This is a genomic window from Streptococcus oralis, from assembly GCF_023110435.1.
Classification (GTDB): Bacteria; Bacillota; Bacilli; order Lactobacillales; family Streptococcaceae; genus Streptococcus; species Streptococcus oralis_CF.
The window spans coordinates 76,776-100,510 of the sequence record NZ_JALDWB010000002.1 but is presented as its reverse complement, the minus strand read 5'-3'; the positions used below and the strand labels follow the sequence as shown (position 1 = coordinate 100,510).

Annotated in this window: 20 protein-coding genes; 7 read left to right on the top strand and 13 right to left on the bottom strand. The window is 42.3% G+C overall.

Annotated elements, in window-relative coordinates:
• Nucleotide 1 precedes the first annotated feature (1 nt).
• From M1F97_RS04715 to nrdI, 3 genes are read right to left on the bottom strand one after another with little or no spacing between them, the layout of a single operon-like run.
• A complete protein-coding gene (locus tag M1F97_RS04715; protein ID WP_247944363.1) occupies nt 2–949 on the bottom strand; it encodes a ribonucleotide-diphosphate reductase subunit beta in 948 nt (315 codons plus the stop codon).
• Between the two features lie 9 nt (nt 950–958).
• A complete protein-coding gene (gene nrdE, locus M1F97_RS04710) occupies nt 959–3,133 on the bottom strand; it encodes a class 1b ribonucleoside-diphosphate reductase subunit alpha (RefSeq protein ID WP_247944362.1) in 2,175 nt (724 codons plus the stop codon).
• Entirely contained in the window at nt 3,120–3,593 is a 474-nt protein-coding gene (gene nrdI / locus M1F97_RS04705) for a class Ib ribonucleoside-diphosphate reductase assembly flavoprotein NrdI (RefSeq protein WP_247944361.1), read from the bottom strand. The genes nrdE and nrdI overlap by 14 nt, the downstream gene beginning before the upstream one ends.
• A gap of 143 nt (nt 3,594–3,736) precedes the next feature.
• Between nrdI and M1F97_RS04700 the strand changes: the two genes are divergently transcribed.
• A complete protein-coding gene (locus M1F97_RS04700) occupies nt 3,737–4,399 on the top strand; it encodes a Crp/Fnr family transcriptional regulator (RefSeq protein ID WP_247944360.1) in 663 nt (220 codons plus the stop codon).
• Between the two features lie 60 nt (nt 4,400–4,459).
• Nucleotides 4,460–6,547 (top strand): GH92 family glycosyl hydrolase, encoded by a 2,088-nt coding sequence (locus M1F97_RS04695; protein WP_247944359.1) that lies wholly within the window; start codon nt 4,460–4,462, stop codon nt 6,545–6,547.
• A 36-nt stretch (nt 6,548–6,583) separates the two neighbouring features.
• Here M1F97_RS04695 and M1F97_RS04690 read toward each other — a convergent pair whose 3' ends face one another.
• Nucleotides 6,584–8,263 carry an alpha-L-fucosidase gene (locus M1F97_RS04690; protein WP_247944443.1) on the bottom strand — a complete coding sequence of 560 codons (1,680 nt, stop codon included), beginning with the start codon at nt 8,261–8,263 and terminating at the stop codon, nt 6,584–6,586.
• A gap of 755 nt (nt 8,264–9,018) precedes the next feature.
• Here M1F97_RS04690 and arcA point away from each other — a divergent pair.
• From arcA to M1F97_RS04665, 5 genes are all read left to right on the top strand, one after another.
• Entirely contained in the window at nt 9,019–10,248 is a 1,230-nt protein-coding gene (gene arcA / locus M1F97_RS04685; RefSeq protein WP_138100960.1) for an arginine deiminase, read from the top strand.
• A gap of 58 nt (nt 10,249–10,306) precedes the next feature.
• Nucleotides 10,307–11,323, top strand: a complete 1,017-nt coding sequence (gene argF, locus M1F97_RS04680; RefSeq protein WP_247944358.1) for an ornithine carbamoyltransferase — start codon at nt 10,307–10,309, stop codon at nt 11,321–11,323.
• A gap of 293 nt (nt 11,324–11,616) precedes the next feature.
• Entirely contained in the window at nt 11,617–12,564 is a 948-nt protein-coding gene (gene arcC, locus M1F97_RS04675; RefSeq protein WP_125449833.1) for a carbamate kinase, read from the top strand.
• A gap of 97 nt (nt 12,565–12,661) precedes the next feature.
• Nucleotides 12,662–14,173: a YfcC family protein gene (locus tag M1F97_RS04670; RefSeq protein ID WP_001291839.1), complete on the top strand. Its 1,512-nt coding sequence runs from the start codon at nt 12,662–12,664 to the stop codon at nt 14,171–14,173.
• A 22-nt stretch (nt 14,174–14,195) separates the two neighbouring features.
• Nucleotides 14,196–15,524: a dipeptidase gene (locus M1F97_RS04665; protein ID WP_247944357.1), complete on the top strand. Its 1,329-nt coding sequence runs from the start codon at nt 14,196–14,198 to the stop codon at nt 15,522–15,524.
• Nucleotides 15,525–15,581: 57 nt separating this feature from the next.
• On the opposite strand, the gene M1F97_RS04660 is transcribed toward M1F97_RS04665, so the two are convergent.
• The 9 genes from M1F97_RS04660 to M1F97_RS04620 form a co-directional block, all read right to left on the bottom strand.
• On the bottom strand, nt 15,582–17,087 hold the full coding sequence (locus M1F97_RS04660) for a zinc ABC transporter substrate-binding protein AdcA (protein ID WP_247944356.1): 1,506 nt from the start codon (nt 17,085–17,087) through the stop codon (nt 15,582–15,584).
• A 9-nt stretch (nt 17,088–17,096) separates the two neighbouring features.
• The gene (locus tag M1F97_RS04655; RefSeq protein WP_139659041.1) at nt 17,097–17,903 is read right to left on the bottom strand and encodes a metal ABC transporter permease; all 807 of its coding nucleotides are present in this window, start codon (nt 17,901–17,903) and stop codon (nt 17,097–17,099) included.
• Nucleotides 17,896–18,600, bottom strand: coding sequence for a metal ABC transporter ATP-binding protein (locus tag M1F97_RS04650; RefSeq protein WP_001269482.1), 705 nt, complete (start codon nt 18,598–18,600; stop codon nt 17,896–17,898). Before M1F97_RS04650 ends, M1F97_RS04655 begins: the two co-directional genes overlap by 8 nt.
• Complete coding sequence (gene adcR / locus M1F97_RS04645; RefSeq protein WP_001249328.1) at nt 18,600–19,040, bottom strand: zinc-dependent transcriptional regulator AdcR; 441 nt, start codon at nt 19,038–19,040, stop codon at nt 18,600–18,602. Before adcR ends, M1F97_RS04650 begins: the two co-directional genes overlap by 1 nt.
• 141 nt (nt 19,041–19,181) lie before the next feature.
• Entirely contained in the window at nt 19,182–20,447 is a 1,266-nt protein-coding gene (gene dltD / locus M1F97_RS04640; RefSeq protein WP_247944355.1) for a D-alanyl-lipoteichoic acid biosynthesis protein DltD, read from the bottom strand.
• Nucleotides 20,440–20,679, bottom strand: a complete 240-nt coding sequence (gene dltC, locus M1F97_RS04635) for a D-alanine--poly(phosphoribitol) ligase subunit DltC (protein WP_000351970.1) — start codon at nt 20,677–20,679, stop codon at nt 20,440–20,442. The genes dltD and dltC overlap by 8 nt, the downstream gene beginning before the upstream one ends.
• A gap of 12 nt (nt 20,680–20,691) precedes the next feature.
• The gene (dltB, locus tag M1F97_RS04630) at nt 20,692–21,936 is read right to left on the bottom strand and encodes a D-alanyl-lipoteichoic acid biosynthesis protein DltB (RefSeq protein ID WP_247944354.1); all 1,245 of its coding nucleotides are present in this window, start codon (nt 21,934–21,936) and stop codon (nt 20,692–20,694) included.
• Nucleotides 21,933–23,483, bottom strand: coding sequence for a D-alanine--poly(phosphoribitol) ligase subunit DltA (dltA, locus tag M1F97_RS04625; RefSeq protein ID WP_247944353.1), 1,551 nt, complete (start codon nt 23,481–23,483; stop codon nt 21,933–21,935). Before dltA ends, dltB begins: the two co-directional genes overlap by 4 nt.
• A 20-nt stretch (nt 23,484–23,503) precedes the next feature.
• Nucleotides 23,504–23,635, bottom strand: a complete 132-nt coding sequence (locus M1F97_RS04620; protein WP_025168981.1) for a teichoic acid D-Ala incorporation-associated protein DltX — start codon at nt 23,633–23,635, stop codon at nt 23,504–23,506.
• Nucleotides 23,636–23,735 lie beyond the last annotated feature (100 nt).

Below are 23,735 nucleotides of genomic sequence, written 5' to 3'. Positions count from 1 at the left end.
CTCAAAAATCATAGTCATCATCACGTGATTCTTCTATCCTATGAATAGACATCTGCCCGAGAAGCTCGTGCTTTCTCAGCCTATTCAATACTCCATCAAGCGCAGAGAGAATCTCCCTATCAACCGGGTACCTCTCTTTGACCCCGATACTCTCTAACAAATGATTGGCTTCTCTTTGTACAAGGTTCTGAGTCAATTTTTGAATGTCAGCATCTACATAAAGTTCACGAATGATTTTCCCCTCTGTTTTTAAGATTCTGTCAATCATTTCAACAGCCCAGATTTGAAATGAAATTTGACCAGCTCTATCCATTCCTGCCAAAAGAAGATTGACTTTATGTATCAGATAGTCACAATGCAATGACTCATTCAAGAGAATCATTTTCACCATTTCACCAAGATTAGTAAAGCCCTTTTGAATCCACAATTTCATCAAAAAGGCAAGTTGACTATAAGTCATGATTCCTTCAACACAAGTAGCCATAAAGCGCTTCTGAATCGCATTTTTACTATGATATACCGTGTCAACTCTTTCTAGTCGCTCTACTACCAATTTATGTTGATCTACCCACTCAAATAAGGATGCCACCTCCTGTTCGTCCTCATTAAAGGAGTATAAAATAGTATTATAAGCCTTGGTATTTACCATTTCAGTGAACTGTAGATTGTTTACAATAGCAACCTCCTGTTGTGAGCGTTCACTATGCAGTATAAACTCCTCCGCCTCTAGCGACTGGTAAGTTGATAAATTTGCAAGAAAGATCAGCGAACGATTTAATTCTTGCTTCTCCTCTACCGACAAACGATTAAAAGCAAGTTTGTCATTTTCAATTGGAATTCGATTGTCTAACCAAAATAACGATGTCGCCCTCTCCCACGTAGCGTTATCTAACTCATCCTCAATCTCATTCCAGTTGATTGCTTTGTAGTATAGAAATTTTTTTGACATCTTCTCTCCTTAAATCATGCAAGATTCACAGCTATTTACACTGCTGAATTCGTCATCCTCTGTATAGGTTCTAACATAATAAAGTGATTTTATCCCTTTTCGCCACGCGTAATTCCGAAGACGATTCAAGTCACGTGTCGTTAGCATTGTACTTCCCTTAGTTTTCCATTCATATAGTCCTTCAGGTAATTGAGAACGCATAAAGAGAGTCAGACTCATTCCCTGATCAATGTGTTTTTGTGCGACTGCATATACATCAATAATTTTACGCTGATCCATGTTATAAGCAGTCTCATAAAATGGTAAGGTATCATTGGACAGATACGGAGCGGGATAAAAGATCGATCCCACCTTCTTTTCCTGCCGATTTTCTACCAACTGAGTAATCGGATGAAGAGAAGCGCTCGTTTCATTGATATAAGAAATAGAACCATTAGGCGCTACTGCTAAACGATTTCGATGGTAGAGACCATCTTTCATGACCTTCTCCCTTAGTACCTTCCAATCTTCTTTCGTTGGAATAGGCATATTCTTAAAAATGGCTGCTATCTTAGGAAATCTAAATACAAAATCCTGCTCTACATATGGTGAAAAGTAACTTCCATCGGCATAGCGTGAATCCGCAAATTCATAGAATGTCTCACGTCGCTCTCTTGCGATTCTATTGCTAGATACTAAAGAATAATAATTCAATGCTAAGAAATAAGCTTCTGTAAATTCTAAAGACTCTTTTGAACCATACTTGATTTGGTGCAAAGCGAGGACTGTGTGTAATCCCATCGCTCCGAGTCCTATTGTATGGTAGAGACGATTTCCCTTATTTACTGTAGGCACCTCTTCGACAGACTCTAGATCCGTAACAGTCGTTAAGGCACGAACCATTGCATCAACAGAGGCAGCAAAATCTTCAGATTTTAGTAAATTAACAATATTAGTTGATCCAAGGTTACAACTAATATCCGTTCCTACCTCATGATAGGACAAATCATCATTCAATACAGATGGAGTCTGTGGTTGCAAAATCTCCGAGCAAAGGTTACTCATAATGATTTTCCCTTTGACGGGATTCGCACGATTAGCGACATCGATATTTAAAATATAAGGATAGCCAGACTCTTGTTGCAAACGGGAAATTTCCTGTTTCAATTCTCTCGCTTGAACAACCGTCTTTTCGATAGCTGGATTTACAACCAATCGGTCGTATTCAGCCGTGATATCTACATACGAAAAAGGTTTCCCATAGACTTTTTCAACATGATAAGGATTAAACAGATACATGGGTTGATTTGTTTTAATCAGCTCGTAATACTTATCCGGAACGACCAACCCCAGAGAGAGGGTTTTAACACGAATTTTTTCATCTGCATTTTCCTTCTTTGTCGATAAAAAGGCGAGAATATCCTGATGAAAAACGTTTAAGTAAACGACCCCTGCCCCATTTCTCTGTCCTAGTTGATTGCTATAGCTAAAAGAGTCTTCTAGTAGTTTCATTACAGGAAGCACTCCCGAAGAAGCATGTTCAATTCCTTTTATAGGAGAACCACTGGCACGTAGATTCGATAAATTCACTCCAACCCCACCACCAAGTCTAGAGAGTTGCAAAGCAGAATTGACCCCACGTCCGATAGATAACATAGAATCATCAAGATCTATCAGAAAACAAGAAACCATCTCACCACGCCGTTTTTTCCCTGCATTTAAGAATGTGGGGGTCGCAGGTTGGTACCGTTGGGTGATCATTTCCTCCGAAATTTTTGTCGCTAAGTTCTGATCGCCATTTCCTAGATAGAGGGCATTAAGGAACACCCGGTCCTCGAACGATTCCAAATAGGTCTTGGAATCATCAGTCTTTAGTGCATATTGATTATAAAATTTATAAGCTCCCATAAAACTCTTAAATGCAAAACCATGTTCCTTGATCTTTTGATATAAATCCTCTAAAAAATTACTATCAATCTCACCAGACTCCCCACGATACAAGCCCACAACCTCTTCATCCACATAATCCTCTCGAATTAAATACTGGAGACGTTCTTTCAAACTTGAAAAATGCATCGTATGAGGTTCAATTTCATTCTTTAAATAGTCTGTTAAGGCTTCTCTATCATAGTAAAGAGGAATTTCACCATCAATTGGAATGTTCACCATATTGTTCAAAACAAAATAATCCTTAGTAGCTGACATCTATTTTTTCCTCCGCTTTCTCAAAACTAGCTAAAATATGTTTGGAAAGCCTCTCTACATCTTCATCTGTCCCACGTAATTCAAAAACATCTATAACAGGAAAGCCAAACTGCTCTGCATATTGAAAAGCCGTTAGACAGAATTGCTTATTGAAATTTCGATTACCACTCCCGATAATTCCTAAGCAATAACGAAAATTTCCTTGATACTCCAAAAATTTTCGAAGGTTTCCCGTTAAAATTTCTTGGAAACCAGTATCAATTCCATTTCCCCCCTCTAGATAAGTTGGCAAAAAACTGACAAAGGGACCATCTACCGTAATCGCCTTTCCCTTTAAATCTTTTATATTCAAAGACTCAACTTCTCTATGATGCGTCGTTTCTATATATTGACTGACCCGTTGTACAAAAGAGCTCGTATTCCCACTTAAACTAATATAATAAAATCTAATTTTTTGCATGACTCCTCCTTTTTTGATACAATATATTGTGTTCGTTGAATACACGTACGCTATATATTGTGTTTTTATTTTACTGTATCTACATGATAAAAAAATTGATATTCGTCAAGTTTCTATAAATTTATTCAAAATTAGGAGTTCCTATGTCCCAACCATGCTTTTATACAGTCCCTCTTTTTAGCACACTATCATATGATGAACTTCAGGGCATTCATAGTCTATTTAACCATAAGGAATTTAAAAAGGGCGAGTTGATTTTCTCACCCTTTGACGAAGAAACTTTAATCATTGTTAATAGAGGACAATTTAAGGTCTATCGTCTGACTAATGACGGAAACGAACAATGTATCCGTATCGTTGGCAAAGGAAATTACGAAGGAGAAAACTATCTCTTTGGAGAGAATAATCAGGATCTCTACGGGGAAGCCTTGGTCTCTACAGAAATCTGTGTCATTCATAAAAAGGATTTTCAATACCTTCTCCAGAGTTTTCCACATTTTAGTTGGCAACTTCTGCGTCTTAATGCCAGAAAAGCAATCCAGACGGAAGAACAAGTCACCTTATTGGCCCTTGAAAAAATAGAACAACGCCTCGCTTGCTATCTTATACACCTTGCCGAAAAAGAGAACAATCCTAAATTCACCTTCACTTTGCCAATTTCAGAAAAGGAACTCGCTAGTTACCTCGGAACGAGGCCCGAAACTATTTCGCGAAAATTTAAGATTTTTGAAGAACATCACTATATTCGGAAGATACGTCGTACTATTCATATCACAGATGATGAGGCCTTAAGGAATTTGTATTGATTTAAAGTTTTTTTGTTCATTTCATGTTATACTATATAAAACGTTTACAAAGAGATAACTATGAAACCACTACTTGAAACCATCGATACCCGCTTTGGTACTGCTAGCAAGCATGCCTTCTCTCGGGGAAATACCCTGCCTTACACAGGCGTTCCTTTTGGGATGAATTACTTTGTTCCCCAGACCAGTGACCAGGAGGGCGCTTGGTTTTTCGATCCGCATCTGCCCATCTTTCAGGGGATTCGATTAACCCACCAGCCCAGTCCTTGGATTGGGGACTACTCTTGGCTACTCCTGACACCTGTTACAGGCCAACTGGGCGGAGACAGTCTCTTTCATCGCCAATCTTCCTATGATAGGGATAAGGCCTCTTTCCAACCTCATTATCTGAAAATTTTCTCCCTGCGCTATCAGATCGAAACCCAGCTTACTTCGACTTGTTACGGTGCTTCTATTCGTTTAGAGCAAAAGCAAGACAAAGCCCTCTCCCTCTGTCTTCACGCAGCGGATGAACTGACAGTCGAACAAATAGATAAGCGGACTCTTGCCCTGAGACAAGAAGGCAAAACAGAGACCAACAAAAATCCGCTAAAACTATTCACTGCCCTGCAAATGAACACGGATATTCTTGCTGTCAGCCAAGAAGGCGGAGACTGGCGTATTGACCTTGCAGATAGCCATGCTGAAATCCAGCTAGCAACTTCTTTCATCTCGCCTTCTCAAGCTCTGCTTAATCTACCTCAAAAGGACTTTGATAGCTGTAAAGCCAGTGCACAAGCAGACTGGGAAGATCTCCTCCATCGTTTTGACGTTATCGAGACAGGAGAGGCTGACCGAACCTTCTTTGACCACTGCCTTTACAGACTCTTCCTCTTCCCACAGACTTTTTATGAGGTTAATGAATCAGGGCAATCCATCCACATGGATCTGACTACTGGTACTGTCAAATCTGGTGTCCTCTTCAGCAACAATGGCTTCTGGGATACCTTCCGCACTACCTTCCCCCTCTTTGCTCTTATCATACCGGAACACTATCACCGCTTTCTAGAAGGTTTCCTCAATAGCTACCGCGATACTGGTTTTCTGCCTAAATGGCTAGCCCCAGATGAACGTGGCATGATGCCGGGGACTCTATTGGACGGTATTATCGCAGATAGTGTCTGCAAGGAAATGGCTCCTGACTTGGAAGAAGAACTCCTCCAAGCTATGTTGGAGACAGCCACTAAGTCCGACCCTCTGGGCATCAATGGTCGTCACGGTTTGGCACAATACCAAGAATTAGGTTATCTCTCTACCGACCACCACGAAAGCGTCAGCCATACCCTAGACTACGCCTATAGTGACTTTTGTATCGCCAGCTGTGCCGAAAAACTAGGGGAAAGAGAAATAGCTGAGACCTACATGTCTGCATCACAAAATTACCGCCATCTCTTTGACGCTGAGACAGGCTACATGCGAGCGCGAGACAGCCAAGGCAACTTCCGCCCTGACTTCTCCCCTTATAGTTGGGGACGAGACTACGCCGAATGCTCTGCCATTCAAGCGACTTTAGGTGTCTTACATGACATCCCAGGTTTGCGTCAACTCATGGGGGGAAAAGAAGCCTTCAGCCACTATCTTTTGAAAGCCTGTCAGGACGCTCCCCTCTTTGAAACGACAGGTTATGGTTATGAGATTCATGAAATGAGCGAGATGGCTACCGCTCCTTTTGGGCAAATCGCCATTTCCAACCAGCCTAGCTTCCACATTCCTTATCTCTTCCGCTACAGCGACTACCCTGACTACACTGCCCTTCTCATCAAGACCCTGCGTCAGAAAGCCTTTCACCCAAGCTGGGAAGCCTATCCTGGCGATGAAGACAATGGTAGTCTCTCTGCTTGGTACATCTGGTCGGCTCTCGGATTTTATCCGACCTGTCCAGGCAAACCAAGTTATGACCTCGGAGTCCCTCTCTTTGACCATCTCCGTGTCTACCTGGCTAAGGAAAATAAATGGCTGGATATCTATGCTAAGCAAAACCACAGCCATTTCAACTTTGTCAAAGAGTACCGACTGGACAAGACTCCTGTAGCTAGCATCCAACACCAAGACCTCTTAAAAGCTGAGCAACTAACCTTCACCCTCAGCTGGCTACCAAATCACTCATAACCAAAAGAACCTTTGCATCATGCAAAGGTTCTTCTTTTATGAAACTTGAACTTGAAGTTGATCAATAAGCTGCCCCTCTACCGTCAAATTCAAATAAAAATCAAGGATTTTATCTCCTGCAAAATACAAGGTTGGCAGCGCCAGCCTTTTTTTATTCTCACCAACTTGAAACGCAAGGACTTGAATCTCGTCCCGATAGGCGACACCATGCACACCCGTCCCTGGTTGAATCGAAATCTTAGCTTCTAAAGGACTGCTAGATTCTCTGCGTTTCACTGTAAAGTGGACATTTTCTCCCTTGGTCACAGCTAGACTTTTTTCTGAAAACTCTAGCTGCTGAACAGCTTCTTTTTTCGACAAGGTAGGTGTTTTATAGAGTGAAATTTTGGTCAACAAAGGCAAAGCCTGTGCCTCTGTAATGGTCACACGTATCTTCTGCGCCTCAATGACTGATCCTCGTAAGAGACGTTTGTAGCCAACAGTATAACCAGATCCAAACTCCTGCCAGGCACCATCCAACTCTACCTGAACATGGAAAGCAGCGATGCGTTGCCCCAGCTTCAAATCTTCTCTTAACTCAATCACATCAAAAGCTTTAGGAGCCCCTAAATCGAGCTCTAATTGGATTGGCAACTCTGCATCACTTGCCCATGAACTGGTCTTCCGTCCATCTGTCAGATGATGACAGGCAAAGTCTGGCGATAGAGCCGGACCAGATACCTTGGCTCCCAGAGCCAAATCTTCTTTATAGATCTCGTTACGGTAGGCAGCAAATTCATAAAGTCGCTGGATATCCCTTTCATCAAAGAGGCCATCTTGGTTCGGCGGGATATTAAGCAAGAGTGGAGTTCCCCGCCCTACCGAGTGAAAATAAATCTCGACCAACTCCTCGAGAGACTTGGGATCCTGATCCTCATGGTAAAACCAGCCCGAGCGAAGAGAAACATCTGCCTCACCAATTGAAAATAGCGTCCCAGAGGGGTCTCCGTGCTGTAAGTAATCCAATGCAGCCTCTGTCCCCAACTGGTCGGGCTTGACTTTTTGCCACAAGGGATCCCTTGCATAGCCCCGTTCATTGCCAATCCAGCGAATACTAGTTCCCTCAGTTGAGAAAATCAAACAATCGCCCTGCAAGTCACGAATGGTTTCAAACCAAGTCTCAAACTCATAGTTGACCTGCTGGGCCCCTTCGCCTCGAGCACCATCCATCCAAACCTCAGCGAACTTACCAGCATTCCCATAGTCAGGATTTGATAATATTTCCTTCAACTGAGCCAGATAATAGGCATTGTAGTCCCCTTCTCGGTCCACATGATAAAGGGAACTGTGGGCATCCCAAGGAGACAAATACACTCCCATATCCATGTCAAACTCAGTTGCAGCTCGGGATACTTCGAGGAGCAAGTCCCCTTTTCCATCTCGCCAAGGACTAGCCTTGATCGAATAATCTGTGTGATCTGTCGGGTAGAGGACAAAACCATCGTGGTGCTTAACCACCAAAATCAGCTTTTTAAAACCTGTTTCTTTGAGTACCCGAACCCATTCACGCGCATCCAACTTGGTCGGGTTAAAACGCATAGGATCCTCTTGCCCACTTCCCCATTCTTGGTCATAAAAGGTATTGGGGCCAAAATGGATAAAGGCAGCTAGTTCATCCTCTAAATAAGCTAGCTGGGCCTGACTTGGTAATGGTCCATGAGGTTTTATTTTCGTCATCATCTCGTATCTCTTTCTCTGATTATTTCTCTTGTTCACAAAGTTATCCACAACTTGTGGATAAGAAAACATGCCTAAAAACTAGCTTTTCTAGACTCCGGCTCTTTGACTTTGAACCTATCACCTTCAGCAAACTCTGCTCAAATCCCCACTGCACTAGGATTTCTACTAGAAAGCTGGCTCGTTACTAGTTTCCGGTACTATTATCAAGAACCCTCTAGGATATTAGCTGAATGTCCTGCTCTCCCCAGACTTATCCACAACTTGTGAATAACTCCTTCTTCCTAGTTGTTACCTCGTTGACTATAACAAAAAATCTAGGTACCGTCAATAAGACAAGGCTGTCTCCCTAAATACTCAGAAAAGATTCTATAATTTGTACAATATACATTTAAAGTGGCCTAGAAGAAAGTCTTTTCTGATAGATTTCATATAATTTTCTAAGTGGCTTTCAACCATTGCTCTTCTCAATTCCTCGTCAGAAATGACTTAAAATCTGGACATTTCTTCTTAAAATGTGAAATTTAGCATAATTTTTTCAAAAAATATTATATTCTTTATAGTAGAAGTTTATACATTTATTTCCTCTAATTCCTTTTGCTATCGTATAATAACATAAAATACTACTAAAACCTTGTTTTGTCCGAATTTTTAATCATTTTTTACTATTGACACGCCTCTGAGAATATGATATAACGTAAATGTAAGCGGTACCAAAAAGGTGCCACCGTGAAAATTTTTAAGGAGGAAAACACATGTCTTCACATCCAATTCAGGTATTCTCAGAAATTGGGAAACTGAAAAAAGTTATGTTGCACCGTCCAGGCAAAGAGTTGGAAAACTTGTTGCCGGACTATCTCGAAAGGCTTCTTTTTGATGACATTCCATTCTTGGAAGATGCTCAAAAAGAACATGACGCATTTGCTCAAGCTCTTCGTGATGAAGGAATTGAGGTCCTTTACCTAGAGCAATTGACTGCTGAATCATTGACTTCCCCAGAAATCCGCGATCAATTTATCGAGGAATATTTAGACGAAGCTAACATCCGTGGTCGTCAAACCAAGGCGGCTATTCGTGAATTGCTTCACGGTATCAAGGACAACCAAGAATTGGTTGAAAAAACTATGGCAGGGGTTCAAAAAGTTGAATTGCCAGAAATTCCTGAAGAAGCAAAAGGCTTAACTGACTTGGTTGAGTCAGACTATCCATTTGCTATTGACCCAATGCCAAACCTCTACTTCACTCGCGACCCATTTGCAACCATTGGTAATGCCGTATCACTTAACCACATGTATGCAGATACTCGTAACCGTGAAACTCTTTATGGTAAATATATTTTCAAACACCATCCAATCTATGGTGGAAAAGTAGAATTAGTCTACAACCGTGAAGAAGATACACGTATTGAAGGTGGAGATGAGCTCGTTCTTTCTAAAGACGTTCTTGCAGTAGGTATCTCTCAACGTACAGATGCAGCTTCGATTGAAAAACTCTTGGTGAACATCTTCAAGAAAAATGTTGGCTTCAAGAAAGTATTGGCATTTGAATTTGCTAACAACCGTAAATTCATGCACTTGGATACTGTCTTCACCATGGTTGACTATGACAAGTTCACAATTCACCCAGAAATCGAAGGCGATCTTCGTGTGTACTCTGTCACTTATGAAAATGAAAAACTCAAGATTGTTGAAGAAAAAGGTGACTTAGCTGAACTTCTTGCGAAGAACCTCGGCGTAGAAAAAGTTCATTTGATCCGTTGCGGTGGTGGCAATATCGTAGCAGCTGCGCGTGAACAATGGAATGACGGTTCCAACACTTTGACCATCGCACCTGGTGTAGTCGTCGTTTATGCCCGCAATACCATTACCAATAAGATCCTAGAAGAATACGGGCTTCGCTTGATTAAGATTCGCGGAAGTGAATTGGTTCGGGGCCGTGGTGGACCTCGTTGTATGTCTATGCCATTTGAACGTGAAGAAGTATAATCGCTGTTCAGTATTTGTCAATAAAAAATGTAAAAAAATAGAAAGAGGAAATAATAGAATGACACATTCAGTATTCCAAGGACGCAGCTTCTTAGCAGAAAAAGACTTTACTCGCGCAGAGTTAGAATATCTTATCGGTCTTTCAGCTCACTTGAAGGATTTGAAAAAACGCAATATCCAACACCACTACCTTGCTGGTAAAAATATCGCCCTCCTGTTTGAAAAAACTTCTACTCGTACACGTGCAGCCTTTACAACTGCAGCTATTGACCTTGGTGCTCATCCAGAATACCTCGGAGCAAATGACATTCAGTTAGGTAAAAAAGAATCTACTGAAGATACTGCAAAAGTTTTGGGTCGTATGTTTGACGGGATTGAATTCCGTGGTTTCAGCCAACGTATGGTTGAAGAACTGGCAGAATTCTCAGGTGTTCCAGTATGGAACGGTCTAACTGACGAATGGCACCCAACTCAAATGCTCGCTGACTACTTGACTGTTCAAGAGAACTTCGGCCGCTTGGAAGGCTTGACATTGGTATACTGTGGTGATGGACGTAACAACGTTGCCAACAGCTTGCTCGTAACAGGTGCTATCCTTGGTGTTAATGTTCACATCTTCTCACCAAAAGAACTCTTCCCAGAAAAAGAAATCGTTGAATTGGCTGAAGGATTTGCTAAAGAAAGTGGTGCACACATCCTCATCACCGAAAATGCAGACGAAGCTGTCAAAGGTGCCGATGTACTTTACACAGACGTTTGGGTATCTATGGGTGAAGAAGACAAATTCGCAGAACGCGTTGCACTTTTGAAACCTTACCAAGTCAATATGGACTTAGTGAAAAAAGCAAACAACGAAAACTTGATCTTCCTCCACTGTTTACCAGCATTCCACGACACTCACACTGTTTATGGTAAAGATGTTGCTGAAAAATTTGGCGTAGAAGAAATGGAAGTAACAGACGAAGTCTTCCGCAGCAAGTATGCTCGTCACTTTGACCAAGCAGAAAACCGTATGCACACTATCAAAGCTGTTATGGCTGCTACTCTTGGAAATCTCTACATTCCTAAAGTATAAAACTTACTCGTATACACAACACAGGGGTTGAGACGAAAGCTATGATAGCTTATCAGTTCTAGCGAAAGAAAGCAAGGATTCCGTTTGACAGATTTGCCACCTTACTCTTGTCATCTTCCTGCTTCCTAGTCTCATTCTGATAAACGTCGGCTGTGCGTTCAACCCCTTTTATTAGTAGTAATGACTAATTTGTCTTTTAAAAAGACGCTACCTCCACTTCATATTTTATCATCATACCTGCCTGTAGCTCTTGGAGTTCTGTCAGGTTTACCATATTAAAGGAAGGAGAGCTCATGTCTCATAGAAAAATCGTCGTTGCTTTAGGCGGAAATGCCATCCTCTCCACTGATCCATCTGCCCAAGCTCAACAAGCTGCTCTGGTAGAAACAGCTCGTCATCTGGTTAAGTTGATTCAAAACGGAGATGAACTGATCATCACTCACGGAAATGGTCCTCAGGTGGGTAATCTCTTGCTTCAACACTTGATGGCAGATTCGGAAAAAAACCCTGCCTTCCCCCTTGATTCTTTGGTTGCCATGACCGAGGGTAGTATCGGTTTTTGGCTACAATGTGCTCTTGATAACGCATTGCTCGATGTAGGACTTGATAAAAATGTCGCTTCTGTTGTTACCCAAGTTATAGTAGACAAGGAAGACCCTGCCTTTATCAATCCCACCAAACCAATCGGTCCATTCTACTCAGAAGAGGATGCCAAAGCTGAGAGCGAAAAAACAGGAGCAACCTTCAAAGAAGATGCCGGTCGTGGCTGGCGTAAAGTGGTGGCTTCACCAAAACCAATCGACATTAAAGAAATCAACAGCATCCGCACCTTGCTCGATAATGGTCAAGTTGTCATCGCAGCAGGTGGAGGAGGTATCCCTGTCGTTAAAAATGAAAACGGTTACTTACGTGGGGTCGAAGCCGTTATCGACAAAGACTTTGCGTCTCAACGACTAGCAGAACTCGTCGAAGCTGACCTCTTTATCGTCCTTACTGGCGTAGACTATGTTTATGTCAACTACAATAAACCAGACCAAGAAAAACTTGAACACGTTACTATCAGTCAACTAAAAGAATACATCAAACAAGGACAATTCGCACCGGGTAGCATGCTACCAAAAGTCGAAGCTGCTATCGATTTTGTAACCAACCGCCCAGAAGGCAAGGCTGTTATCACTTCCCTCAGCAATCTAGGCGCCTTGATCGAGTCCGAAAGCGGAACAATTATTGTTAAAGACTAGCCATTTTAACCCAAGTACAAGCTCTAACTAGGAGTACTCAGATAAACCAACATCATTCGTTTTTATACTTTGTGGCATAGTTTAGGAGGAAAAACAAATGAGTGAAAAAACAAAAAAAAGGTTCCAAATGCCTTCATCTTACACTGTTTTGATCATTATTATTGCTATCATGGCAATCTTGACTTGGATCATTCCAGCAGGTAAGTATGACACGAACGAAGCAGGTGGCCTCATTGCAGGTACCTATCAAACTGTTGACTCTAATCCCCAAGGGATTTACGATATTCTGATGGCTCCAATCCGGGCGATGCTCGGTCACGAACCAACTAAAGCCGCTATTGACGTAGCCTTCTTCATCCTCATGGTTGGAGGATTTCTAGGTGTCGTCAATGCGACAGGCACATTAGATGTTGGTATTGCCTCTATTGTTAAGAAATACAAAGGACGCGAAAAAATGCTGATCCTCATCCTCATGCCCCTCTTTGCACTTGGAGGAACAACTTATGGTATGGGTGAAGAAACCATGGCATTTTATCCACTCCTTGTTCCTGTTATGATGGCTGTTGGTTTTGATAGCATTACTGCCGTTGCCATCATTCTACTAGGTTCTCAAGTCGGCTGTCTTGCCTCTACTCTCAATCCTTTTGCTACTGTTATCGCCTCTGATACAGCGGGTGTATCATCTATGGACGGGGTTATCCTTCGTATCATCTTCTGGTTTGTTATGACAGGTATTAGCACATACTTTGTTTACCGCTATGCGGAAAAGATTCAAAAAGATCCCACAAAATCACTTGTCTACTCTCAACGTGAAGAAGACCTTAAACACTTCAATGTCACTGATAACGAAAATGCTCCATCTGTCTTGAACAAGAAACAAAAACATGTTCTTGCCTTGTTCATCTTGACTTTCATCATCATGATCGCCAGCTTTATCCCTTGGGTAGACTTGCACATCACTCTATTTGAAGACTTCAAGAATTGGTTGATTGGTCTCCCTGTTATTGGTGGAGCTATCGGTTCATCTGCTCTACCATTCGGTAGCTGGTACTTCCCAGAAGGGGCTATGCTCTTTGCTGTGATGGGTATTCTTATTGGTGTTGTTTACGGCCTTAAGGAAAGCAAGATTATCTCTACTTTTATGGCTGGTGCAGCAGATCTTCTCACCGTAGCCTTGATTTGTGCAGTGGCTCGTGGTATCCAAGTTATCATGAATGACGGTATGATTACTGCAACTATTCTACACTGGGGTGAAGTCGGACTTCAAGGTCTCTCTTCTCAAGTCTTCATCGTTTTGACTTACCTCTTCTACCTTCCTATGTCATTCCTTATCCCATCTTCATCTGGACTTGCTAGTGCTACAATGGGAATCATGGCACCGCTTGGTGAGTTCGTTAACGTAAAACCTAGTCTCATCATCACTGCCTATCAATCTGCATCTGGTGTACTAAACCTTGTTGCTCCAACTTCTGGTATCGTTATGGGGGCTCTCGCGCTCGGCCGTATCAGTCTAGGAACTTGGTGGAAATTTGTTACTAAACTCATTGTCGTTATTGTCATTGTGAGCATACTTCTTCTTATCCTAGGTACCTTCCTACCATTCCTTTAGAACAAAGTGTGAGGTAAAACGAATGACCGTCTACATCACTGACTCCATTAAACAGAGCTTTATACAGAGTCTAAAGACTCTCATCTCCTACCCATCTGTCCTCCAAGAAGGGGAAAATGGGACACCTTTTGGACAAGCTATTCAAGATGTTCTAGAAAAGACGCTGGAAATCTGCCGTGAACTTGGCTTTAAAACTTATATTGATCCTAAGGGCTATTATGGTTATGCAGAGGTTGGTGAGGGAGAACTCCTTGCTATCCTCTGTCACTTGGATGTTGTGCCTGCAGGAGATTTGTCAGATTGGCAATCTCCTCCATTTGAAGCAACTATCAGAGAAGGCAAACTCTATGGACGAGGGGCACAAGACGACAAAGGTCCTTCACTCGCAGCTCTCTACGCAGTGAAAAGCTTGCTGGACCAAGGCATCCAATTTAAGAAGCGCGTGCGTTTTATCTTTGGTACGGATGAAGAAACTCTTTGGAGATGTATGGCACGCTACAACGCCCTCGAAGAACAAGCCAGCATGGGATTTGCACCGGATTCGTCATTTCCTTTGACATACGCTGAAAAGGGGCTCCTTCAAGTCAAGCTTCATGGCCCCGGTTCTGATCATCTCAAGCTTGATGTCGGAGGTGCCTTTAATGTCGTACCAGACAAGGCAAGTTACCAAGGTCCTCTTTATGAAGAGATTTGTAAAGGTTTGAAGGAAGCAAATTTTGATCACCAAACCACAGACCAAACCGTGACCGTACTCGGGGTACCTAAACACGCCAAAGATGCTAGTCAAGGTGTCAATGCAGTCATTCGACTTGCTAGTATACTCGCACCTCTCCAATCCCACCCTGCCCTCCATTTTCTAGCCGACAAAGCAGGACAAGATGGTAGGGGGCTTGGAATCTTTGGAGAAGTTGCTGATGAACCGTCTGGTTCCCTCTCCTTTAATGTTGCGGGCTTGACTATCAATCCCGATCGCTCCGAGATTCGGATCGATATACGCATACCTGTGCTAGCAGATAAGGAGAAACTGGTGACACAGCTCACTCAGTGCGCCAAAGACTACCAACTTGACTACCAAGAATTTGACTATCTAGCCCCCCTCTATGTCGCAAGAGATAGCCAACTTGTTACTACCCTTATGCAAGTCTACCAAGAAAAAACTGGAGATAAAACTCCTCCTCTGTCATCAGGTGGTGCTACCTTTGCCCGCACCATGCCAAACTGTGTAGCCTTTGGCGCTCTTTTCCCAGGAGCACAACAAACTGAACATCAGGCAAATGAAGCAGCTGTCCTAGACGATCTTTATCGCGCTATGGACATCTACGCAGAGGTGGTTTACCGTCTCGCAACCTAACCAGATAATCGTTTCTACCCAAAAAATCCCGCAGATTCGCGGGATTTTTCTCTTGCATCAATGCACCAACATTTCTTGGGCGATTTCTTGACCAGATAGGTTATCTGGATAGTAGGTTGGCCAGTTGTCCATCTCTTCAAAGAGAGCTTCTTGGCTGGTGCCTCCAAAGAAGATATGGAAATGTTCTGCCTTGACTGGAGCGATATTGTGGTCACTAAACTGAACATACTTGAACTGTCCAGCGTCCGCATCTGTTGCTTCAAAGAGAAAGCGCACGCCACGATTACCTTTCTTATAAGTCAAGATTTTCTTACCGACATACTTGTAGGTGAATTTCTTGCTTTGGCCACCTTGGATGAATTCCATGGTATTGTCCGTGATATTAATCTTAGTCACATCTGTCTGATAGCCTTTTCTATAGTAAGCCTTATACTCATCCTTGGTCATCTTGCCAGTCAACTTAGCCTTGTAGTCAAAGACTTGATCGAAGGTTCCATCCTCAAGGAAAGGATAAACTGACTGCCAGTTGCCTACATAGTCACTCAAGGTGCGGTCTTTGACATCTGCATCCTCAAAGTAACCATTGTGAACTGTCTTTGTATTTTCTTCCTTCTCTGGTTCGATTTCTGGTCCTTCTTGGTCCGTTGTTTGTTTCAAAGCCTTGAGGTTTTTCTCCATCACGGAGATATAGTCCTCACCAGCCTTGGTTGCTTCTTCTGTCAGGCTTTCTAGCGGATTGAGCACATCTAGTTTGACGCCCGTTTCTTTTGAGAGGGTATTGGCAAGGGCTTGTGAGGCATTTTCCTCAAAGTAGATATAAGAAATCTTGTTTTTCTTGATATACTCTGTCAATTCTGCCAAACGTGCTGCTGATGGCTCTGCATCTGGTGAGAGACCTGAGATGGATACTTGCTTGAGGCCGTAGTCCAAAGCCAAGTATCGGAAAGCTGCGTGCTGGGTCACAAAGCTCTTTTGTTTGGCTTGAGACAAGCCATCTGTGTAGGTCTTGTCCAAGGCTTTTAGTTTCTCAATATAGGCAGCTGCGTTCTTCTCAAAAGTCTCTTTTTTATCAGGATAATCTGCTGACAAGCTGTCACGGATATGCTCTACTAGTTTGATGGCGCGTGCTGGTGATAACCAAACGTGAGGATCGTAGTCGTGATGGTGACCTTCACCACCGTGATCATGGCCTTCCTCTTCTTCCTCACCACCTGGTAAGAGGAGCATATCACCTGTCGCCTTGATGGTTTTCACCTTTTTCTTATTCAAAGTATCTAGTAATTTAGGAACCCATGTTTCCATATTTTCATTTTCATAGACAAAGGTATCTGCATCTTGGATTTTAGCAACTGCCTTGGCAGACGGTTCGTATTCGTGAGGTTCTGTACCAGCACCGATTAGAAGTTCTACATTAGCAGTATCTCCTGCGACTTGCTTGGTAAATTCGTAGACAGGGTAAAAGGTTGTCACGATATTTAGCTTCCCATCTGCCTGTTTTTGATTGGAACAAGCCACTAAAAACAAGGCACATAGACTAGCTAGCAATAAGCTCAGTTTTTTCATTTCATTCTCCTATTTGATAAAACGTTTCAATAAACTGACTAACAAAAAGACAGCTACAAAGATAATGGTGATACTAGCGCTGGCAGGGGTTTCCGCATAGTAGGAAATATAGAGTCCTGCCACCATTCCCAAAAAGCCAATAGCGCTGGCTAGTAACATAACGGATTTAAAGTTTTTCCCCAGACGCAGGGCAATACTAGCCGGCAAGACCATAATGGTCGATACCAAAAGAGCTCCTGCCGCTGGAATCATGAGGGCAATCGCCACCCCTGTCACCATGTTAAAGAGGATAGACATGGTCCGCACTGGAAGTCCATCTACAAAAGCCGTGTCCTCATCAAAAGTCAGGATATACATTGGTCGCAAGAACAAGAAAGTCAAGAGTAAAACGACCGCTGCAATGGCAAAGAGGAAAATCACCTGCTCCTGGCTAATGGTCACAATCGAACCAAAAAGGTACTGGTCCAAACTCATGGAACTCGAACTTTTCCCCTTACTCATCACGATAAGAGACACTGCAAGTCCTGTTGACATGAGGATAGCTGTCCCGATTTCCATAAAGTTCTTATAGACTGTACGGAGATACTCTAGAAAAACCGCTGCAATCAAGACAATGACAATGGTCGAAATGGTTGGCGAAATCCCCAAAACCAGACCAAAGGCTACACCAGACAAAGAAACGTGACTAAGAGTATCACTCATCAAACTCTGACGACGTAAGATAAGGAAGGTCCCAAGAACTGGAGAAAAGAGACTCATGGCAATGACAGCCAAGAAGGCCCGCTGCATGAAGTCATATGATAACAAACTAAGCATGGTCCACCTCCTGGTCACTCTCGTGAACGTTAAAACAACGCCATGGCGAGTCTTGGTTACGCACTAGATGGATATTTCGATCCGCGTAATCCTTGACCTCCTCAGGGTCATGGGTAATCATCAAAACGGCCTTGCCATGATGGTGGGCACTGTGGTGCATGAGTTCGTAAAATTCATTTTTGCTCCCCGCATCCATCCCTGTCGTCGGCTCATCCAAGACAAAGATATCCGGGTCAGAAGCAAACATCCGAGCAATCACCGCCCGTTGCTTTTGCCCTCCCGAAAGGGAACCAATTCGTTTGTCACGGTGTTCCCACATACCAACTGAGTCTAGACTAGCCTTTATATGCTCCTCATCATGGGCGTTCAAGCGACGGAACCAACCCTTTCGCGGATAGCGACCCGACTTGACAAATTCATAAACCGTACTTGGAAAGCCAGCATTAAAACTGGCTATCTGCTGGGGAAGATAAGCTATCCTTAGCTTTTTTCCATGAGTATTTGTCTTTGAGATGGTTACCTTGCCAAATCTTGGTTGCAAGATGCCTAGGCTCGCCTTGATAAGCGTTGTCTTGGCAGCTCCATTTTCACCAGTCAGGGTGACAAACTCCCCACTATCAACACTATAGTTGATGTGCTCGAGGACAGGTTCTTTGTCATAATAGAAAGACAAGTCCTCTACTGTAATATACCGCATTATTTGATTTCTCCTACTAAAGCAGTTAAAAACCGCTGGATAACTTCTTGTTCATTTGGAGTAAACTGACTTGCCACTTGTTCATAGGCTAAGAGCGTGTGTTCATGATGATGGTGGTGTTCCTCTGCCACTGGTCGAGCCAGCTCTGTCAGTTGATAAAAGATCACACGCGCATCTTTTGGATCTCTAGATGTCTCTAACATACCCTCTTTGACCAAAGACTTGATAGCCTTGGTCACTGCCGCCTGACTGACATTGAGGCGACGGGCCAACTCTGAGTTGGTTAGGGATTCTTCTGACAAGAGCATGAGGATGTGTTCCTGAGTGTTGGTCAAGGCAACATCACTTGTGCAATGCCCAATCAGAATTTCATGCTGGTTCTCAGATCTCAAGATCACCTCGTTTAAAAAGTTATCGATTTCCTGTGCAAGCTGTCTCATGTGTTACTCCTTCCCTAGCTATCTTTTCGTAAAAAACATAGATAGCCACCGATTCTTTACTGGTTAATTATATCATAAACCAAAAAAGAGTCAAGGGAAACATGAGAGCACATTTCACACTTGAACTCTTTTGATTTGTTATTAGAAATCTTTGATATTTCCATCATAGGTCGCCCAGTCCTTGCTAAAGAAGCGGTCATTCATCTTGTAGTCTGGGGCTGGTTTTGGATCCGTCAAGAAGGGATTCACAACCTTATCAAAAGCCAACCAGCCCAACCAACCTAAGTGGATGGTATCCTTGATAAAGTAAGGTTCTCCTCCTTTTTTAGAAAAGTCAGCAATATTGGTAAAGCCTTGACTTTCTAACTGGTAACGGATTTTCTCCACTGCATGTTGATACATTTCTTCACTGAGTTCTGTGTATTCCATCCATTTCTTGTTGACAGGCTGGATAACAAAGAGCACATTGACCTTTGATTTGGCAAATTGATTAAGAACCAACTGCAAATCATTGTATTCAGACGACTTTAGGAAGTTATAATTTTTTTGATACCCTTCCCATTTTTTTAAGTCTTTTTTGACCTCGTACGTGTAGAAATGATTCTCCATCCCCATATCGTTATTGGTCGTATTTGCCTCTGCATCCTTACGGGCAATTTCTTCTAAAGCGTCATAGGAAAACTGATCAGGAAGATCTTTTAAATAGTTTTCTACATGTTCTTTGTACTTGAGTTTCCCCCGAATGGAAAATTGACCAAAAAGAGAGGACTGCTTTTCATTGAATCGTGCAAAGAGGTTGATGATAAGTCGATCAGCATCTGACAAGTCCTCTCCTTTTGAAAGCTTTTGAAGGATGCCTTTCAGTGCCACACTCGGGTTCTGCTTCAACAAACGCGTCGCAGCATGCTTAGCCGAGATGTCCCCAGATTGATTTTCCAAAAAAGCTGTCAACTGGTCGCTATTAAAGAATCTCTGAAACGCTGCTGGCTCGTAATCCGTCTCTGTAAACCACTGAGGAGAGATGACAAACACCGCCTGCTTTTCCTCAATTTCTGGCAGAATCTGCTGCAAACCGAAATATTGGTTAAGCGAGGCCGCTCCTGCCTGACCCATAAAGTACGGGCGATAGGGACGATTGTATTTTTCTGCTAAAACAGCTGGATGGACACTATCAAATCGAATCCATTCACTTGACCCTAAAAAAGGGACAAAACGCATATTGGGATCCGTTAGCGCTCTCACTTTTTGACTTCTCTCTTTAAAACTTTCCCTACTGATGGAAGCTGCAGAATACTTCTCCTCCATCAGATTGTGGCTTTGTTTACTAGGAAAGAAATAGATGAGCAAAAGAACAAAAAAAGCTGCAATAAATATGGGTCCGAAGATCAGCCACAAGCGTTTAAGCATTCTTTAACTCCGCAATACCTTCCACGATTTTATTAGCTGTATTCCAGTCATCACGACCAAACTCCGTCACTGGAACACGAATGTCAAAACGATTTTCAATCTCAACAATCAATTCAACCGTCCCCATACTATCCAAGACACCAGCATCAAAAAGATCTTCATCCATCATGTCAGAAACATCTTCCATAAACAACTCATCAATAATTTCAATAACTTCTGATTTGATATCCATTTTTATATCCTTTTATTTTTTAAACCACAAATCATTCAAAAATCCAGAAAAGATTAAGAATGAGAACATAACGACATGGAAGGTGATAACCATGCCAAGCAACTGAATCCAGCGATTCTCAGGTAAGGAACCCTTCCCAGCTTTTTTCCGTTCTTTATTGAGCGCTTTTTTCTTACGAACCCAAGCATCATTGATCACCAGCCCAATCCCATGAAAAAGGCCATAGGCGATGTAGTACCAGGTCACACCATGCCAAAATCCCATAATCAGCATATTTACAATATAGGCGACACTTGAGGTGACGTTGCGATTCTTAAAGACCTTCTTTCTGGTTAGAACCATGACCATCCGCATAAAAACAAAGTCACGGAACCAGAAAGACAGACTCATGTGCCAGCGATTCCAAAACTCTTTTAAATCCCTAGACAAAAAGGGCTTGTTAAAGTTGATAGGACTATGAATCCCCATCAAGTTTGAAATTGCTAAAGCAAACATAGAGTAGCCCGCAAAGTCAAAGAATAATTCTAAACCAAAGGTATACATCACCGCCAGAGCATAATGATTAAAGAAACCGCCTGTCTGCAAAGCCAAATTTTTCAGCGGAGGCAATAATGTCTCTCCTAGAATATGAGCCAAGATAAACTTGTAGAGGAAGCCAAGCATGATATATTTGACAGCCTCTTCTAGCATATCCATCAACTCATCTCGCTCAGGAATGTTCTGATAATTTTCATTAAATCGCTTAAAGCGATCGATTGGACCACTTGAAAAAGTCGGCATGAAGAGAAGGAAACGAAGGAATTCCCAGAGGGTAAAATCCTTAATCACTCCATCTCTCAGCTCGATGATAATCCCAACCGAACGAAACGTCAGATAAGAAATTCCCAAAAATCCAAGCAAAGATTGAGGGCCATGAATAGCAGGAGATACTTTCACAAAGACGATTGGCAATAGAGATAAAAAGCTAACTAGGTAAAATATCCATTTACTATCCTGTCGTTTCCTGTACCTTTTGTAGAAAGATACAAGCAGTACTTGCCAGATAACATAAAGGACAAGAGCGCTTATTTGATTCGTCTTTCCACCGACCAACATGGTGACGATAAAAAAGAGACTAATCAGCACCTCATACCAAGCAAAACGTTTCTTGAAAAAGAGCCCGATAAATATCGGTAGGGTCGCAGCAATCACATACAAAAAATAATAAAGATTGCCATAAGGTTCCAAATGAGGCAGCTGTTTGTAAAGCTCCATCATCTATTGTTTACCTCATTAATCAAGCCCTTAATATCAATTTTACCATTAGGCGTTAGTGGTAAACTATCTCGATAGAGGAATTTCGATGGCATCATATAAGACATCATGATATCTGCTAGGTCTTCCTTAATAGCCTTGGTAATATCGATATCACGTTCAAACTGCTCGCGGACACCGTCCTTTAGGATAACATAGGCCAGTAGATTTTGCACCTTGTGGTCCTTGTTATAACGTGGAACAGCAACAGCCGACTCGATATAGCGAGATTTGTTGAGGTTTTGAGAGACATCTTCAAGCTCAATACGATAACCGTTAAACTTAATCTGGAAATCCATTCGTCCACCGTAGAGAAGCAAGCCCTCATCTGTCATAGTTCCTACATCCCCTGTGTGGTAGGCCGGAAGACCTTCGAATTCAAAGAAAGCTTCTGCTGTTTTTTCAGGATTATTCATATAACCTTTTGAAACAGCTGGCCCAGAAACGATGATTTCTCCCTGTTCACCATTTGGAACTTTCTTACCTTCCTCATCAATGATAAAGGTCGGAGAATCCGCCTTGGTATAGCCGATTGGCAGGCGTTTGAGAGTCTTCAACATCTCGTCTGTTACAGCAACTGCTGACAAAGCTACTGTCGCTTCTGTTGGTCCGTAGGCATTGATAATACGGGCATGTGGGAATCGCTCACGTAGTTTTTGAGCTGTTTTGACCGTCAATTCTTCACCATCAAAGTAGAAATGCGTGATTCCTGGCATTTTCTCACTGTTAAAGTCTTCTGACAACATGGCCATATCTGCAAAGGAAGGTGTTGAGGTCCAGATAGCAATGGGCAAGGAAAAAATCGTCGCAAAGAGTTTTTTGAAGTCCTGAGTAATGGCTGAAGGAAGAGCGAAAAGCGTGCCACCAAGTGCCAAAGTCGGTGCCCAGTACATGACAGATAGATCAAAAGAATAAGGGGGCTGAGCCAGCATTTGTGGACGACTTGGCGTCGCAAATTCCTTATCTGTAATCATCCAGTTGGTAAAGCTGAGGAGATTATCATGGGAAATCTGCACTCCCTTTGGCTTACCAGTCGTACCAGAAGTAAAGATGATGTAGTAGTTGTCATCTCCCTTGACTGGATGGTTCATCTCGTAGCTAGAAGCTTGAGCAAAAGCTTCATGAACTTGCTCTAAATTCAGCATCGGTGTGCTTGTTTGCTCTAATAGAAATTCTGAAATGGCAATAATCAAACTTGGCTCTGCAACTTCTACGATAGCATAAACTCGTTCCAAGGCCGAATGGCTGTCAATAGGAATGTAGGCATGCCCCAACTTAGTCAGCGCTACAAAGGTAGCCAACATCTCATACTCCTGACCACCAAAAACGACGACTGGAGATTTCTCAGGCAAGCCAAGTCGATCGATAGCTGCAGCTAAACTATCTGAATCAGCCTTCAGATCACCATAAGTGTGCTCTTGACCTAAAACATTGTAGACAGGATATGTTGGATGTGTTTGAGCAAAGTGCTCAATCGTTTCAATCATATCTTTTATCGGTTTATTAGACACGGTTTTTCTTCTCCTTCAAACTAGAACTCATTATAAATAAAGGTTCCTTGACTCTGACCAAGGTAACTAAAAAAATAAAGCAAACCAAGTAAGATTACAAAATATAGGACGGTCTGTCCCAAAAACATATATAATTTTCTGTGTTTTCCCATAGTTAGTGTGTTCAATTTTCTATGATTTTTCAAAAAAGCTATGCAACTATGCATTTACTACCTTATCTTCCTAACATTGTACCATTTTATCAACCTTTTT